The following is a 16,180-nucleotide window of genomic DNA, read 5'->3' on the forward strand; positions in this document are numbered from 1 at the left end:
CGATAGCAGTTTGTCAGCCACCAGATTCATTGGCTGATCCACCGATATCGGGGGCAAGCCCCTCCCACATTGGTTCTACAGTGTTCTGAAAACCTTAGCGCGGCCCAGACACTACCAGCATCTGCCCCGGCTTCAGCGCCTGGCCAGTACGCGGGTTCCAACGCTTGAGATGTTGCATCTCGACGTTGAAGCGCTTGGCGACGATGTACAGCGAGTCGCCTTTCTTGACCTTGTACTGCACCGGCTTCTTGCTGTCGGCCTTGGCCACCAGCTTGCGGGTGTCCTGCATCACCAGGGTCTGGCCGACCTTGAGGGCCTGGCCGTTGAGTTTGTTCCAGCGCTGCAGGTCGTGCACATCGACCTTGTTCGCCTTGGCGATCAGCGTGAGGTTGTCGCCATTGCGCACCTTGTAGCTGCGGGTACGCCCGGCCACCCGTGCGGTCTCAACTTCGTCGAACACCTGCTTTTTCGGGCGCATCGCCAGCAATTCTTCCGGCTTCATCGTCGAAAGGGTGCTGGTGAGCAGTTGTGCCTTGGAACTCGGTACCAGGAGATGTTGCGGGCCATCCAGGGTGGTGCGTTGCTTGAGTGCCGGGTTGAGCTGGAACAGTTCGTCTTCGTCGATCTCGGCCAGCGCGGCAACCCGTGACAGGTCCATGCTTTGCTTGACTTCAACCACCTCGAAGTACGGCGTGTTGGCAATCGGGTTCAGGTTGACGCCATAAGCCTCGGGGGCCAGTACCACCTGGGACAGCGCCAGGAACTTGGGCACGTAGTCCTTGGTTTCCTGGGGCAGGGGCAGGTTCCAGTAGTCGGTGGGCAGGCCGAGCTTCTCGTTGCGCTCGATGGCCCGGCTCACCGTGCCTTCGCCGGCGTTATAGGCGGCCAGGGCCAGTAGCCAGTCGCCATTGAACATATCGTGCAGACGGGTCAGGTAGTCCAGGGCGGCGGTGGTGGAGGCGGTGATGTCGCGGCGGCCGTCGTAGGCGCGGGTCTGGCGCAGGTTGAAGTAGCGGCCGGTGGAGGGAATGAACTGCCACAGGCCGACGGCATCGCTGCGCGAATAGGCCATCGGGTTGTAGGCACTTTCGATCACTGGCAGCAGCGCCAGCTCCAGGGGCATGTTGCGTTCTTCAAGGCGCTCGACGATGTAATGAATGTAGAGACTGCCGCGTTCACCGGCGTTCTCCAGGAAGGATGGGTTGCTGGCGAACCACAGGCGCTGTTGCTCGATACGCGGGTTGACGCCCACGTTGTCCTGCAATTGAAAGCCCCGGCGCATGCGTTCCCACACGTCCTGGGGCACTTCTGGAGCAGGTTTCTCTGAAAGCCAGATGACGGGTTTCTGTTTGATCTTGGCGGCAAGGTTGGGCTTGGGTTGCACGGTGGATTGTGCGGCGAAATTTGTCGATTGGCAGCCCGCCAGCGTGGCGGACACAGCCACCGCCACAGCTTGAGCCAGGCGGGTCAATGCGTCTGAATGGTTGGATTTACGAATAGATGACGACATTGGCTGGAAGTAAGTTCCGGGCAAAAATGTCGGGCGATTCTAGAAAGCGCTTTGGTTCCGGTCAACCATTCAGAAATTACGTATCAGATTGCATCGTCTTAGAACTTATCTTTCCACGCCCTCAAGCTAGCAAACACCTCGGCCCCAGAGCGGTTGTCGCGGCCATTCCGTTCGTCCGCTTTTTGTTTAACAGATGTTTCGGCGGTACGTAAGAAGGGGTTGGTACGCTTTTCCAGGGCCAGGTTGGAAGGCAGTGTTATCTCGCCGCGGGCCCGCATTTGGCGGACGTTTTCCACCCGTTCGGAGATATCGGCATTCTGCGGTTCCACCGCCTGGGCAAACTTGAGGTTACTTTGTGTGTACTCGTGGGTGCAGTACACCAAGGTATCGGCGGGCAGGGCGGCCAGGCGCTCAAGGGAGGTGTGCATCTGCTCCGGCGTGCCTTCGAACAGGCGGCCACAGCCGGCGGCGAACAGGGTGTCGCCACAGAACAGCACGCCTTGGTGGTAGAAGGCGATATGGCCCAGGGTGTGGCCGGGCACGGCATAGACGTCGAAGTCCCAGCCCAGCACGCTGATGCGGTCGTTATCCTGCAGGGCGATGTCCCGCGCCGGGATCGTCTCGTTGGCCGGGCCATACACCTGGGCGTCGCTCACGCGCTTGAGTTGTTCGACGCCACCGACATGGTCGTGGTGATGGTGGGTGATCAGGATGTCGCTGAGGGTCCACGTCGGATTTTGCTTGAGCCAGGCCAGCACCGGCGCGGCATCGCCGGGATCGACCACGGCACAACGTTGGGTTTGCGGGTCCTGCAACAACCAAATGTAGTTGTCGGTAAAGGCGGGGAGGGCACTGATCTGTATCATTCTTCGATTCGCCAAGCTGATCACATTGGTGCATCTTAGAACGTCTAGGCGAGTTGGAGAATGCAATGACTGATAAAGCGTTCGCCCAGGCCGATCCTGAGTGGCTGGCCCTGATCGGCGCGGCCCGTGAATGGCTGTCCGGGCCCATCGGGCAATTTCTGCTGGATGAAGAGCGGCGCATGCTCGAAGACGAGTTGGGCCGTTTCTTTGGCGGCTACCTGGTGCATTACGGCCCGTCGGCCCAGACCCCGCCCGCCGCGCCCCAGGTGCAACGCAATGTGCGCCTGGGCGCGCCGTTGCCGGGGGTGGAGATTGTCTGCGAGGAGCAGGCCTGGCCGTTGAGCGAGCATGCCGCCGATGTGGTGGTGTTGCAGCATGGCCTGGATTTCTGCCTGTCACCCCACGGTCTGCTGCGCGAAGCGGCGAGCAGCGTGCGCCCGGGTGGCCATTTGCTGATTATCGGCATCAACCCCTGGAGTAGTTGGGGCCTGCGCCATGTGTTCGCCCATGATGGCCTGCGCCAGGCGCGGTGCATCTCGCCGTCGCGGGTCGGGGACTGGCTGAACCTGCTGGGCTTCGCGCTGGAGAAACGCCGCTTCGGGTGCTATCGTCCGCCGCTTGCCTCGGCCAAGTGGCAAGGCCGCCTGGCCGGCTGGGAGCGCCGCGCAGGGGCGTGGCAACTCTCGGGTGGCGGCTTCTATTTATTAGTGGCGCGCAAGATTGTGGTCGGCCTGCGACCAGTGCGCCAGGTGCTGCGACAACCCATGGGCAAGCTGGTGCCGATGCCGATGGCCAAGGTCAACCGCAAGCAAAGCGAACCGTAAAAACCTTTTTGATTTAAGACCGAGTAACCGATGACTGACAGCGTAGAACTCTTCACCGATGGCGCCTGCAAGGGCAACCCGGGCCCCGGCGGCTGGGGCGCATTGCTGGTGTGCAAGGGCGTAGAGAAGGAGTTGTGGGGCGGCGAAGCCAACACCACCAACAACCGCATGGAGCTGATGGGCGCCATTCGCGGCCTGGAAGAACTCAAGCGCCGCTGCAACGTGCTGCTGGTGACTGACTCCCAGTACGTGATGAAGGGCATCAATGAGTGGATGGTCAACTGGAAGAAGCGCGGCTGGAAGACTGCGGCCAAGGAGCCGGTCAAGAATGCCGACCTGTGGCAATTGCTCGATGAGCAATGCAACCGCCATGACATCACCTGGAAATGGGTGCGCGGGCACATCGGTCATCCGGGTAACGAGCGCGCCGACCAGTTGGCCAATCGTGGTGTGGACGAAGTGCGGGGCTACAAGCAGAGCTGATGTTGGCTGACGTGTTAACATCGCGCCCCTTGACTCACACCACACTGCACACCACACCGTTGAGAGCTGAACCCTGATGGCCATCCGATCTGTTGTACTCGATACCGAAACCACCGGCATGCCGGTGACCGACGGCCACCGGATCATTGAAATCGGCTGTGTCGAACTCATGGGTCGGCGCCTCACCGGTCGTCACTTCCACGTCTACCTGCAACCGGACCGTGACAGTGACGAAGGCGCCATCGGCGTCCACGGTATTACCGACGAGTTCCTCAAGGGCAAGCCGCGTTTTGCCGAAGTGGCCGATGAGTTCTTCGAATTCATCAATGGCGCTCAGCTGATCATCCATAACGCGGCGTTCGACGTCGGCTTCATCAATAACGAATTTGCCCTGATGGGGCAGACGGATCGTGCGGATATTTCCAAGCACTGCTCGATCCTCGACACCTTGATGATGGCCCGTGAGCGTCACCCGGGCCAGCGCAACAGCCTCGATGCCTTGTGCAAACGTTATGGCGTCGACAACTCCGGCCGTGAACTCCACGGCGCCTTGCTCGACTCCGAGATTCTCGCCGACGTTTACCTGACCATGACCGGTGGGCAGACCAGCCTGTCCCTGGCCGGCAATGCCTCCGATGGCAGCGGCTCGGCGGAAGGCTCGGGCAACCGTCCTTCGGAAATTCGCCGCCTGCCGGCCGATCGCAAGCCCACCACCATCATCCGCGCCAGCGAGCAGGATATGGCCGAGCATGCGGCGCGACTGGAAGCCATTGCCAAGTCCGCGGGTGCCCCGGCGTTGTGGACCCAGCTAACACAACAATAGCCCTGCGTAGGTATGATCAAAATGTGGGAGGGGGGCTTGCCCTGATAGCGGTGTATCAGCCAATCAAATATGAGCTGGCATACCGTCATCGGGAGCAAGCCCCCTCCCACAGTTGATCGCCATTGCTTTCAAAATCTTCATTCGCGTCATCGTCCCCGAGCTTCTACCCTTGAGTGCATAGCCCTCAGGACTACACGCACTCATGTACAAAGACCTGAAGTTCCCTGTGCTTATCGTGCACCGCGACATCAAGGCCGACACCGTTGCCGGTGACCGGGTCCGAGGCATCGCCCGAGAGCTGGAACAAGAGGGCTTCAGTATCTTTTCTGCCGTGGACTACGCCGAAGGCCGGTTGGTAGCGGCGACCCATCACGGCCTGGCGTGCATGCTGATCGCTGCCGAAGGCGCCGGTGAGAATACCCACCTGCTGCAAAACATGGTCGAGCTGATCCGCCTGGCGCGCCTGCGAGCGCCGAACCTGCCGATCTTCGCCCTGGGCGAGCAAGTCACCCTGGAAAACGCCCCGGCCGATGCCATGAGCGAACTCAACCAGCTACGTGGCATCCTTTATCTGTTCGAAGACACCGTGCCGTTTCTGGCGCGCCAAGTGGCCCGCGCTGCCCGCAGTTACCTGGATGGCTTGTTGCCGCCGTTTTTCAAAGCGTTGGTGCAACATACGGCAGACTCCAACTATTCCTGGCACACCCCCGGCCATGGCGGTGGCGTGGCCTATCGCAAAAGCCCGGTGGGGCAGGCGTTTCATCAGTTCTTCGGGGAAAATACCCTGCGCTCGGATCTGTCGGTGTCGGTGCCCGAGCTGGGCTCACTGCTGGACCACACCGGGCCGCTGGCCGAAGCCGAGGCCCGTGCCGCGCGCAACTTCGGTGCTGACCATACTTTTTTCGTGATCAACGGCACGTCCACCGCCAACAAGATCGTCTGGCACTCCATGGTGGGGCGCGATGACCTGGTGCTGGTGGACCGCAACTGCCACAAGTCGGTGTTGCACTCGATCATCATGACCGGTGCGATCCCGCTGTACCTGTGCCCGGAGCGCAATGAGCTGGGCATCATCGGCCCAATTCCCCTGAGCGAATTCAGCCCCGACTCGATCCGCGCCAAGATCGAGGCCAGCCCGTTGACCCGTGGGCGGCCGCCAAAGGTCAAGCTGGCCGTGGTCACCAACTCCACCTACGACGGCCTGTGCTACAACGCCGAGCTGATCAAGCAGCAATTGGGCAACAGTGTCGAGGTGCTGCACTTTGACGAAGCCTGGTATGCCTATGCGGCGTTCCACGAGTTCTTTGCCGGGCGCTACGGCATGGGCACCTCCCGTACCCCGGACAGCCCGCTGGTGTTCACCACTCACTCCACCCACAAGCTGCTGGCGGCGTTCAGCCAGGCCTCGATGATCCATGTGCAGGACGGCGGCGCGCGCCAACTGGACCGCGACCGTTTCAACGAAGCCTTCATGATGCATATCTCCACCTCGCCGCAGTACAGCATCATCGCCTCCCTGGACGTGGCCTCGGCGATGATGGAAGGCCCGGCCGGGCGCTCGCTGCTGCAGGAAATGTTCGACGAGGCCTTGAGTTTTCGCCGCGCCCTGGCCAACCTGCGCCAACACATTGCCGCCGAAGACTGGTGGTTCTCCATCTGGCAGCCGCCGTCGGTGGCGGGCATCGACCGCGTCGCCACGGCGGATTGGCTGTTGCAGCCGCAGGATGACTGGCACGGCTTTGGTGACGTGGCCGAAGACTACGTGTTGCTGGACCCGATCAAGGTGACCTTGGTCATGCCCGGCCTCAACGCCGGCGGCGCCTTGAGCGATTGCGGCATTCCGGCGGCAGTGGTCAGCAAATTCCTCTGGGAACGCGGGCTGGTGGTGGAAAAGACCGGGCTGTATTCATTTCTCGTGTTGTTTTCCATGGGCATCACCAAAGGCAAATGGAGTACCTTGCTCACCGAATTGCTGGAGTTCAAGCGCAGCTACGACGCGAATGTCAGCCTCGCCAGTTGTTTGCCATCGGTGTTTGCCCAGGGCCCGGCGCGTTATCAGGGCTTGGGTTTGCGCGATTTGTGCGACCAATTGCACAGCTGTTACCGCAGCAACGCCACCGCCAAGCACCTCAAGCGCATGTACACGGTGCTGCCGGAAATCGCGATGAAACCGGCCGACGCCTACGACCAATTGGTAAGGGGAGAAGTGGAGGCAGTGTCCATTGATGCCTTGCCAGGACGCATTGCAGCCGTGATGCTGGTGCCTTATCCGCCGGGTATCCCGTTGATCATGCCGGGCGAGCGCTTTACCGAGTCGACCCGGTCGATCATCGACTACCTGGCGTTTGCCCGGACGTTCGATAGCAGTTTCCCCGGTTTTGTTGCCGATGTTCACGGGTTACAACACGAAGATGACGGCAGTGGTCGTTGTTACACCGTCGATTGCATCAAGGGTTAAGGATGTTTATGCAAGCTGTAATGAACCCGAAGTATCCAGGGCTCAGTGTGCGGGTCGCCGACGAGGGCTTCGATGCCTACGTATGGGGCAATGACTTCAGTTTCGAGGTCAGCGCCTACGGTGTGCCGGAGATGGGCAAGCGTGTGGATCAATGGCCGCTGGAGCGCATCCTGCCGTACCGCAAATGTTATGGGATCGATCCTGAAGAGTTCGCCAGTTTTCGTGATGCGCCGGACAGTGCGATCTTCATGGCCTACCTGGATGATCGTGCGGTCGGGCATATCGTGGTCAGCACCAATTGGAATGGCTTTGCCCACGTAGACGAATTGGCGGTGGCCTTGCCCGCGCGGCGCCATGGCGTGGCCAAGGCCTTGCTGGACGTGGCGCAGTTCTGGAGCCGCAAGAAAAACCTGCCAGGCATGATGCTCGAAACCCAGAACAACAACCTCGGCGCCTGCCGTCTGTATGAGCGTTGCGGCTATGTGATGGGCGGGATCGACCACCTGCGTTATCGCGGCATAGACCCGCAAACCCGTGAAGTGGCGATTTTCTGGTATCGGTTGTTCAAGACCGAAGCCGAGCGGCTTTAACTCACCAGCAGGGCTTGGGCCTTTTGCGTGACGATCTCCAGCAACGCATTCAGCGCGGGGGAGGTCACGCCATCCTGGAGTGTCAGCGCATACAGGCTGACCATGATCGGCGGTGACACCGGGCATGTATCCAAACCCGCCTCACGCGCGCCAAACGCAGTGAATGGGTCGACTATCGCCAGGCCTTCGCCGGCTTCCACCATACTGCGCATCATCTGGTAGGTCTGTACCCGCGTCTGCACCACCGGCAGCGGGCGCAAGGCTTGCAGCTTGGCGTCCAGCAGGCGGCTGAGCGGGTCGTGCCCTTCAAGCCCGATCATCGACTGCCCGGCCAGGTCTTGCAGCGCAATGTACTTCTGCTTGGGCTTGAGCCAGCCGTGGGGCGCGAGCAGTTGCAATTTGCCTTGGGCGAGCACAGTGCTGTGGATTTGCGGATGTTCCGGGTCATGCAGGCTCAGGCCCACGTCGGCCTCGTGCAGCAACAGGCTGCGGACGATTTCCCGCGTTGGCTGGCTCGACAGGTTGCACGGCGTGTCCTGGAAGCGTCGGCGCAGGACCGCGATACTCTGGGGCAGCAGTTGATTGGCCAGGGGCGGCGTGCACAGAGCGCGCAGGGTGGGGGCGTGATGGTGTTTCAAGCGGCTGGCCAGGCGTTGCACCGGTTCCAGGGCTTCGTACACATGGGCAATTTCTGCCTGCAACTCCAGGGTTTCCCGTGTCGCCTGCAAACGCCCGCGCACACTGGCAAACAGCATGAAGCCCAATTGCTGCTCGGCATCCTTGAGTGCCGCGTCTACATCGCCCACGGGAAGTTGCAACCATTCGGCGGCGGTGCCGAGGTGCCCGGTCTGCAAGATGGCCTGAATCACTTCGATATGACGTAAACGCATGGCCGGAGTCTATGTGCAGCGCGTTGGGGATTCAATGGCGCATGCCGTCGTGCGCAAAAAAGACGGTGTGGGTCGCGTATGTCGCTGGCGTTCAGCCAGGACCCCACTAAAATGGCGCGTCTGATCATCAACGACCAATGCCGGTTACCGGCACATACAACAAAAACAGGTCTGGTCTCATATGCCTCTGCCCTCGACATTTCTCGGGGTAACGGTCAAACAACTGCTGGTCCTGGTGACCGTAGGGTGTTTGGCTGCTTATCTCTTCAGCAATCACGATGAATCAGTCCCGGAAAACCTTGCGCTTGAGGCCTTCATCCGTACCCAGGAACAAGTCGCCGCGCAGGTCGGCACGGTGCTGGGCATGACGCAAGTCAAGCAGGTGGTGGCGTATCCGGGGTACAACTCGCCGGGTTACAGGCGGGTGATGTACGCGGTCGAAGGCGAGCGGGGGAGTTTGATGGTCACGCTCAAGCAGGTCGACGGTGAGTCGGGGCTCGAAGTGACGGAGATTCGCCGCCCGTGACCACCCAGCTCAGTCAATGCCGTCAATGGCCAGGACTGAGCTGGTACGTCTGGGCGATCAATCTTATGAGGCGAGGACGGTCTGCGATTCGCGGACGATAATGGTCCCCGACTGGATCAGCTTGAACTCATCGCCTTCCAGTTTTTCTACACGGTCGCCAATGGCCAGCTTGTAGGTGGTGGCGGGTGCCGAGCCAGCCAGGTCGCCTTGCGCCGGGTTGGATTCCTGGAACTCATGCACCGAATACACACGACCCTCTGCGTCTCTGGCATGAAACTGTCCGACTAGTACTGCTGCCATCTGTTTAGAACCTCTGGAGATAAACACTCGATATGCGGTGCTGTAGACCGTCATAAAGAGGGGTAGTTTACCTATTGGAAAAAAATACTATTCGCTGACATTTTCAGACGGTTCCTACGCATCGAATCGCGAGCTAAACGTCTGGAGGATTATCAAAACCTTCTGGTGAGCGCGCTGCGAAGCCTTTATAACTACAAGCTCCCTTAGTCAGACGTCGAGAAACCCAATGAGCAAGGTCTACACGATTGCCGTTCTGGTTGGCAGCTTGAGAAAAGACTCGATCAACCGCAAGGTCGCCCTGGCATTGGCCGAACTGGCCCCTGCCAACCTGAAGTTGAACATTGTGGAAATTGGCGATTTGCCGCTCTACAACGAAGACATCGACGGGGCATCACCGCCCGCAGCCTACAGTAGTTTCCGTCAGCAAGTACGCTCATCCGACGCGGTGTTGTTTGTGACGCCGGAGTACAACCGTTCCGTACCCGCGCCGTTGAAGAATGCCATCGACGTAGGTTCCCGTCCTTATGGTCAAAGCGCCTGGAGCGGTAAGCCGGGGGCGATCATCAGCGTGTCGCCGGGCGCCATCGGCGGCTTTGGTGCCAACCACCACTTGCGCCAGTCCCTGGTGTTCCTCGATGTGCCGTGCATGCAGCAGCCGGAAGCCTACCTGGGCGGCGCGGGCAGCGTGTTCGATGAGTCCGGCAAGGTGTCGGAAAAGACCAAGCCGTTCCTGCAGGCATTTATTGATGCCTACGGCAAATGGGTAGAAAAACAGACAGCTTGAATCGGCACTCGCCGTTCAGTTAAGGCTTTTGTAAGAGCGAGCTTGCTCGCGAAAAACTCATAGGCGCCGCGTTCATTCAGGAAGCACGCGTTATCGTTGACGTTTTTCGCGAGCAAGCTCGCTCCTACAGGAGGCGATGTACGCTTAACTGACTGGTATTAGGGCAAGCCCCTCCCACAGTATTGGATCAGCGCAACCAGTTAGTCCGCGCCAACTCGATCACTTCATCCCCGCGCCCACTCATCACCGCCTTGAGCATGTACAGGCTGAACCCTTTGGCCTGCTCCAGCTTGATGCTCGGCGGCATCACCAGTTCCTGGGTGGCCGTCACCACATCTACCAGCACCGGGCCATCGTGGGCCAGGGCGCGGCGCAGGGCCGGTTCCAGGTCTTCGGATTGCTCCACGCGAATGCCGAGGATGCCCATGGCGTTGGACATGGCGGCGAAGTCCGGGTTTTTCAGCTCGGTGCCGGCATCCAGATAACCTGCGGCCTTCATTTCCATGGCGACAAAGCCCAGCGACGAGTTATCGAACACGATCACTTTTACGGGCAATTTCAGCTGCGCCAGTGAAATGAAATCCCCCATCAGCATGGCAAAACCGCCGTCGCCGGACATCGAGATCACCTGGCGTCCCGGGAAGGCCGCCTGCGCGCCAATCGCCTGGGGCATGGCGTTGGCCATCGAGCCATGGTTGAACGAGCCGATCAGGCGGCGCTTGCCATTCATTTTCAGGTAGCGCGCGGCCCACACGGTCGGCGAGCCCACGTCGGCGGTGAAGATCGCATCGTCGTCCGCCAGTTCGCTGAGCAAACGCGCCACGTATTGCGGGTGGATCGGCCGGTTGGCCTTTGACGGTTGCGCCAGGTCGTCCAGGCCTTGGCGGGCTTTTTCGTAGTGCTTCAGCGAGGTTTCGAGGAAGCTGCGGTCGGTCTTGCGGGTCAGGCGTGGCAGCAGGGCGCCGATGGTCTCGCTCACATCGGCAGCGATGCCCAGGTCCAGTGTGGCGCGCCGGCCGAGCGCCTGCGGGTTGCGGTCAACCTGGATGATCTTGGCATCGGTAGGGTAGAACTGGCGGTACGGAAAGTCCGTGCCGAGCATGATCAGCGTGTCGCAGTCGAGCATGGCGTGGTAACCGGAGCTGAAGCCGATCAGGCCGGTCATGCCGACGTCGAACGGGTTATCCCACTCCACGTGTTCCTTGCCGCGCAGGGCGTGCACCACCGGCGCCCCCAGGGCATCGGCCAGGGCCACCACTTGATCATGAGCACCGGCGCAACCGCTGCCGCAGAGCAGGGTGACCTTCTTGCTGCTTTCAAGGATCTCGGTCAGTCGTTGCAGGTCCTGTTCCGCCGGCAAGGTGCGCGGTGCGTGCAGGGCAGGCCAGGGCTTGAGCGTGTCTTCCACTTCCAGCAACGACACATCCCCCGGAATCACCACCACCGCCACGCCGCGGTTGAGGATCGCCGAACGCATGGCACGGTGCAGCACATGAGGCATTTGCTCGGGGTTGGTGACCAGCTCGATAAAGTGGCTGCATTCTTTGAACAGTTCCTGGGGATGGGTCTCCTGGAAATAATTCAGGCCGATCTCGGAGGAGGGGATCTGCGCCGCAATCGCCAGCACCGGCACATGGTTGCGATGACAGTCGAACAGGCCATTGATCAAGTGCAGATTGCCCGGCCCGCAGCTGCCGGCGCATACGGTCAGTTCGCCAGTGGCTGCCGCTTCGGCACCGGCAGCGAAGGCGGCGACTTCTTCGTGACGCACATGCATCCACTCGATGCTGTCCATGGTACGCAGGGCGTCGGTGAGGCCGTTGAGGCTGTCGCCGGTCAGGCCCCAGATGCGCTTGATGCCCGCCTGTTCAAGGGTGGTCGCCAATTGCTGGGCCAGGTTGATTTTCGCCATGAAGAACTCCAATCGTCAGTGAGGTTAAAAGCAGCTGATCAATAGGGGACAGTTCGATCACGCCGAATGCTCCGCCTTTAATGTGAAGATTGCGTCATGGCCGCGCGGTATTGCCGGGTGCGCCGGGCGATAAACCATTGGTCGCGCACCAGTGCCAGCCAGGGCGCGACGTTGGCATTGGGCAGGCGGCCGCGGCTCAGGCGGCGCATCTGGTCACGTACCACGGCCAGGGTGGCGAGGGCGGCCAAGGGTTTGCGCTGCCAACTGATCGGTTTGAGTTGCGGGTTGAGATCGCGCCCCTCGTGCCAGTGTTTGATCAGTTGCGGTTCGAGGGTCAGGGCGGTGGCAATGCCGGCCATGGCGATGCCGCTGTCCAGCACCTGTTGCACGATGGGCAGGCGGCGAATGCCGCCGGTGACCATCAGCGGCATCTGGGCGATGGTCGCCAGTTCCTTGGCAAATTCCAGGAAGTACGCTTCACGGGCCAGGGTGCGACCGTCCCGGGCTTCGCCTTGCATGGCCGGTGCTTCGTAGCTGCCTCCGGAGAGTTCCAGCAAGTCAATGGACAAGGGGTTGAGCATCTCGACCACTGCACGAGCATCGGCCTCTGCAAATCCGCCGCGCTGGAAATCCGCCGAGTTGAGTTTTACCGCGACGCAAAAGGACGGGCTGACGCTGGCGCGAACCGCGTGGATCACCTCCAGCAGCAGGCGCGCACGGTTCTCCAGCGAGCCACCCCAGCGGTCAGTGCGGTGGTTGCTCAACGGCGAGAGAAACTGGCTGAGCAGGTAGCCGTGCGCACCGTGGATCTGCACCCCGGTAAAACCGGCTTTCTCGGCCAGGCGTGCGCTGGTGGCGAAGCGTTTGATCACCTCTTGAATATCGTCCTCGGTCATTGCCTTGGGCTTGGCAAACATCTTCGAAAAGCTGCCGAGGTCCAGTGCAATCGCGGAGGGCGCCAGGGCTTGCTGGCCGAGGTTGGCCATGGTCTGGCGTCCCGGATGACTGAGCTGTACCCAAAAGTGCACACCCTTGTCGCGGGCCACGTTGGCCCATTCGCGAAAACTGTCCAGATGCTGTTCGTCTTCGAGGGCAACGCCACCGGGGCCGGTCATGGCGCGGCGGTCGATCATCACATTGCCGGTCAGCAGCAAGCCGGGCTCGCCGTTGGCCCAGGCGGTGTACAGCTGCTTCAGTTCACGGGAAGGCGCTTGATTGGCGTCTGCCATATTCTCCTCCATCGCCGCCTTGGCGATGCGGTTGGCGAGGACCTGGCCATTGGGCAGTTGTAAGGGTTCAAAGGGTGACATGAGTTGACTCCGGAACGGGGGAGGCCTCAGGCTAAGCTTAAAGTTAACTTTAATGTCAAGCAGGCGTTTTGATGAATATTGGTGAGCTGGCAAAGCAAAGTGGGTTGGCGGCGTCGCGTATCCGCTTCTACGAATCCGAGGGGCTGATCAGTCAGGTGGGGCGCCAGGCCAATGGGTATCGACGCTATGCGCCCGATGCCCTGCAAACGCTGCAACTGATCCAGAGCGCACAGCAGGCCGGTTTTACCTTGCAGGAACTCAAGGCGTTAATGCCCGCGCCGGGGGAGCACAAGCGTGAGGAGTTGATCGAGGCCCTGGAGCGCAAGGTGGCGCAGATCGAGGTGATGCAGGCGCAGTTGGCCCACAACAAGGCGCAATTGTTAGGCGTAATCGATGCGGTACGGGCGCAGCCGGAAGGCGTGCCGTGCTCAATGGGGCAGAAGCAAGTGCTGGCGTCGATTAAGATCGGTGCCTGAAAAAGCACCGATTTACAGCGCAAGCAGATTCCAATCTGGGAGGGGGCAAGCCCCCACCCCACATTCGATACTCAGCGACGACGGAACAGCGGCAGCGGCTCATCCGTTGCGGCCTGGTACGTCACCGAGAAGTCCTTGAGGCTTTCCAGCGCCTCGTACGGGTCTTTGTCGGCGCGCAAGGCGAAGGCATCGAACCCGCAGCGGCGCAGGTAGAACAACTGGTCGCGCAACACATCACCAATCGCCCGCAGCTCACCCTTGTAACCATAACGGTCACGCAACAGGCGCGCGTTGGAGTAGTTGCGCCCGTCGGTGAAGGCCGGGAAGTTCAGGGCGATGACCTGGAAGTGTTCCACGTCAGCGCCGATCTCTTCGGCTTCTTCATCGGCGTCCAGCCACACACCCAGACCGCCGTCGCGGGCCTTGAGCGCGTGGCCGTGTTCGCGCCACAGCGCCAGCGGCACGATCAGGTCGTCGCAGTTGGAGATGCCGTCGAAGCTCGCGTCCTTGGGCAGCAGGTGCCAGGTTTCGTCGAGTACTTCGTTGTTCTTAATGATTCGCTGCATAGACGCGCTCCTTGAACAGGTCAATGCCGATGCGCTGGTAGGTGTCGATGAAGCGCTCATCTTCGGTGCGCTGTTCGATGTACACGTCGATCAGCTTGCCGATCACCTCGGGCATGGCTTCCTGGGCGAAGGATGGGCCAAGGATCTTGCCCAGGCTCGCATCACGGCTGGCGCTGCCACCCAGGGACACTTGGTAGAATTCTTCGCCTTTCTTGTCTACGCCCAGGATGCCGATGTGGCCGACGTGGTGGTGACCACAGGCGTTCATGCAACCGGAGATGTTCAGGTCCAGCTCGCCGATGTCGAACAGGTAGTCCAGGTCGTCGAAACGGCGCTGGATCGATTCGGCAATCGGGATCGACTTGGCGTTGGCCAGGGAGCAGAAGTCGCCGCCCGGGCAGCAGATGATGTCGGTCAACAGGCCGATGTTCGGCGTGGCGAAACCGCCTTCGCGCAGTTCGCCCCACAGGGTGAACAGTTGGCTCTGCTCAACGTCCGCGAGGATGATGTTCTGCTCGTGGGAAGTGCGCAGTTGGCCGAAGCTGTAGCGCTCGGCCAGGTCGGCGACGGCGTCCAGCTGCTTGTCGGTGATGTCGCCCGGCGCCACACCGGTCGGTTTCAGCGACAGGGTAACCGCCACATAGCCCGGCTTTTTGTGCGCCAGGGTGTTGCGGGTGCGCCAGCGGGCAAAGCCTGGGTGCTGCTGGTCGAGCGCTGCGAGCTCGGCATCCTGATTGCTCAGGGCCTTGTACTCGGGATCGACGAAGTGCTTGGCCACACGGTGCACTTCGGCTTCGGTCAGGGTGGTCTGGCCGCCGCGCAGGTGCTCCATCTCGGCGTCGACTTTCTGGGCGAACACCTCAGGGGTCAGTGCCTTGACCAGGATCTTGATCCGGGCCTTGTATTTGTTGTCGCGACGGCCGTAGCGGTTGTAGACCCGCAGGATGGCGTCGAGGTAGCTCAACAGGTCCTGCCACGGCAGGAACTCGTTGATGAACGCGCCGACCACCGGGGTACGGCCCAGGCCGCCACCCACCAGTACACGGAAACCCAGCTCGCCGGCCGCGTTGTACACCGGCTCCAGGCCGATATCGTGTACTTCGATGGCTGCACGGTCCGAGGTCGAGCCATTGATGGCGATCTTGAACTTGCGCGGCAGGTAGGCGAATTCGGGGTGGAAGGTGGTCCATTGACGGACGATTTCACACCACGGGCGTGGGTCGATCAGCTCGTCGGCGGCAACCCCGGCGAATTGGTCGGTGGTCACGTTGCGCAGGCAGTTACCACTGGTCTGAATCGCGTGCATCTGCACGGTGGCCAGCTCAGCGAGGATGTCCGGCACATCTTCCAGCGCCGGCCAGTTGAACTGCACGTTCTGTCGGGTACTGATGTGGGCATAGCCCTTGTCGAAGTCGCGGGCAATCTTGGCCATCATGCGGGTCTGGCGCGAAGTCAGTTGGCCATAAGGCACGGCCACCCGCAGCATCGGCGCAAAGCGCTGAACATAAAGGCCATTTTGCAGGCGCAGAGGGCGGAACTCTTCTTCGCTCAGTTCACCTGCTAGGTAGCGTCGGGTCTGATCACGGAACTGCTTGACGCGGTCCTCGATGATGCGCTGATCGTATTCGTCGTATACGTACATATAGGTCCTGTTCTCGGCAAATCTGCGCGCACGGCCGCGCACTCCCAACGGAGCCGGCGCACGATACCAGTTTGCGTTTATGCGCAAAAGTGATGTTTGAGTATATGCACATAACCAAAATGACTAATGAGAAGGGTTATCGTGATACCCACATTTGTCATGCGGGCAATCGTCAACTTTACTGTGATCGTGTTTGAGTGCAATCACCTATAAAACCGAC

General features: G+C 60.7%; 16 protein-coding genes. 8 read left to right on the plus strand and 8 right to left on the minus strand.

Annotated features, from left to right (window positions below; genetic code table 11):
- Positions 1-94: 94 nt before the first annotated feature.
- Complete coding sequence (locus tag AD670_RS17440) at positions 95-1,510, minus strand: lytic transglycosylase domain-containing protein (protein ID WP_053134930.1); 1,416 nt, start codon at positions 1,508-1,510, stop codon at positions 95-97.
- Positions 1,511-1,608: 98 nt separating this feature from the next.
- Complete coding sequence (gene gloB, locus AD670_RS17445) at positions 1,609-2,376, minus strand: hydroxyacylglutathione hydrolase (RefSeq protein WP_053134933.1); 768 nt, start codon at positions 2,374-2,376, stop codon at positions 1,609-1,611.
- Between the two features lie 65 nt (positions 2,377-2,441).
- Between gloB and AD670_RS17450 the strand changes: the two genes are divergently transcribed.
- The 5 genes from AD670_RS17450 (at position 2,442) to AD670_RS17470 (ending at position 7,554) form a co-directional block, all read left to right on the plus strand.
- Entirely contained in the window at positions 2,442-3,200 is a 759-nt protein-coding gene (locus tag AD670_RS17450; protein WP_053134936.1) for a class I SAM-dependent methyltransferase, read from the plus strand.
- 30 nt (positions 3,201-3,230) lie between these two features.
- Positions 3,231-3,683, plus strand: coding sequence for a ribonuclease HI (rnhA, locus tag AD670_RS17455; RefSeq protein WP_003173571.1), 453 nt, complete (start codon positions 3,231-3,233; stop codon positions 3,681-3,683).
- An 82-nt stretch (positions 3,684-3,765) separates the two neighbouring features.
- Positions 3,766-4,506, plus strand: a complete 741-nt coding sequence (gene dnaQ / locus AD670_RS17460) for a DNA polymerase III subunit epsilon (protein ID WP_172681497.1) — start codon at positions 3,766-3,768, stop codon at positions 4,504-4,506.
- Positions 4,507-4,708: 202 nt separating this feature from the next.
- Positions 4,709-6,964, plus strand: coding sequence for an Orn/Lys/Arg decarboxylase N-terminal domain-containing protein (locus AD670_RS17465; RefSeq protein WP_053134942.1), 2,256 nt, complete (start codon positions 4,709-4,711; stop codon positions 6,962-6,964).
- A gap of 8 nt (positions 6,965-6,972) precedes the next feature.
- Positions 6,973-7,554 (plus strand): GNAT family N-acetyltransferase, encoded by a 582-nt coding sequence (locus tag AD670_RS17470; RefSeq protein WP_082340991.1) that lies wholly within the window; start codon positions 6,973-6,975, stop codon positions 7,552-7,554.
- Here the strand turns inward: AD670_RS17470 and AD670_RS17475 are convergent.
- Positions 7,551-8,444, minus strand: a complete 894-nt coding sequence (locus tag AD670_RS17475; RefSeq protein WP_053134948.1) for a LysR substrate-binding domain-containing protein — start codon at positions 8,442-8,444, stop codon at positions 7,551-7,553. The two genes, AD670_RS17470 and AD670_RS17475, sit on opposite strands and share 4 nt — an antisense overlap.
- A gap of 181 nt (positions 8,445-8,625) precedes the next feature.
- Between AD670_RS17475 and AD670_RS17480 the strand changes: the two genes are divergently transcribed.
- Positions 8,626-8,970 (plus strand): hypothetical protein, encoded by a 345-nt coding sequence (locus AD670_RS17480; RefSeq protein WP_053134951.1) that lies wholly within the window; start codon positions 8,626-8,628, stop codon positions 8,968-8,970.
- Between the two features lie 63 nt (positions 8,971-9,033).
- On the opposite strand, the gene AD670_RS17485 is transcribed toward AD670_RS17480, so the two are convergent.
- Positions 9,034-9,270, minus strand: a complete 237-nt coding sequence (locus tag AD670_RS17485) for a hypothetical protein (RefSeq protein ID WP_053134954.1) — start codon at positions 9,268-9,270, stop codon at positions 9,034-9,036.
- 226 nt (positions 9,271-9,496) lie between these two features.
- Between AD670_RS17485 and AD670_RS17490 the strand changes: the two genes are divergently transcribed.
- Positions 9,497-10,054: an NADPH-dependent FMN reductase gene (locus AD670_RS17490; RefSeq protein WP_053134958.1), complete on the plus strand. Its 558-nt coding sequence runs from the start codon at positions 9,497-9,499 to the stop codon at positions 10,052-10,054.
- A gap of 187 nt (positions 10,055-10,241) precedes the next feature.
- Here AD670_RS17490 and poxB read toward each other — a convergent pair whose 3' ends face one another.
- Together poxB and AD670_RS17500 are read right to left on the minus strand one after the other, a co-directional pair.
- Positions 10,242-11,966: a ubiquinone-dependent pyruvate dehydrogenase gene (poxB, locus tag AD670_RS17495; protein WP_053134961.1), complete on the minus strand. Its 1,725-nt coding sequence runs from the start codon at positions 11,964-11,966 to the stop codon at positions 10,242-10,244.
- A gap of 77 nt (positions 11,967-12,043) precedes the next feature.
- Entirely contained in the window at positions 12,044-13,276 is a 1,233-nt protein-coding gene (locus tag AD670_RS17500; RefSeq protein ID WP_053134965.1) for an NADH:flavin oxidoreductase/NADH oxidase family protein, read from the minus strand.
- Between the two features lie 71 nt (positions 13,277-13,347).
- Here AD670_RS17500 and AD670_RS17505 point away from each other — a divergent pair, with 71 nt between their 5' ends.
- Positions 13,348-13,752, plus strand: a complete 405-nt coding sequence (locus tag AD670_RS17505; RefSeq protein ID WP_053134968.1) for a MerR family transcriptional regulator — start codon at positions 13,348-13,350, stop codon at positions 13,750-13,752.
- 71 nt (positions 13,753-13,823) lie between these two features.
- Here the strand turns inward: AD670_RS17505 and AD670_RS17510 are convergent, their stop codons facing one another.
- Positions 13,824-14,318 (minus strand): DUF934 domain-containing protein, encoded by a 495-nt coding sequence (locus tag AD670_RS17510; protein ID WP_003235539.1) that lies wholly within the window; start codon positions 14,316-14,318, stop codon positions 13,824-13,826.
- Complete coding sequence (locus AD670_RS17515) at positions 14,302-15,960, minus strand: nitrite/sulfite reductase (protein ID WP_003190712.1); 1,659 nt, start codon at positions 15,958-15,960, stop codon at positions 14,302-14,304. Before AD670_RS17515 ends, AD670_RS17510 begins: the two co-directional genes overlap by 17 nt.
- Positions 15,961-16,180: the final 220 nt, after the last annotated feature.

It is taken from the genome of Pseudomonas sp. MIACH, assembly GCF_001269925.1.
Taxonomy (GTDB): domain Bacteria; phylum Pseudomonadota; class Gammaproteobacteria; order Pseudomonadales; family Pseudomonadaceae; genus Aquipseudomonas.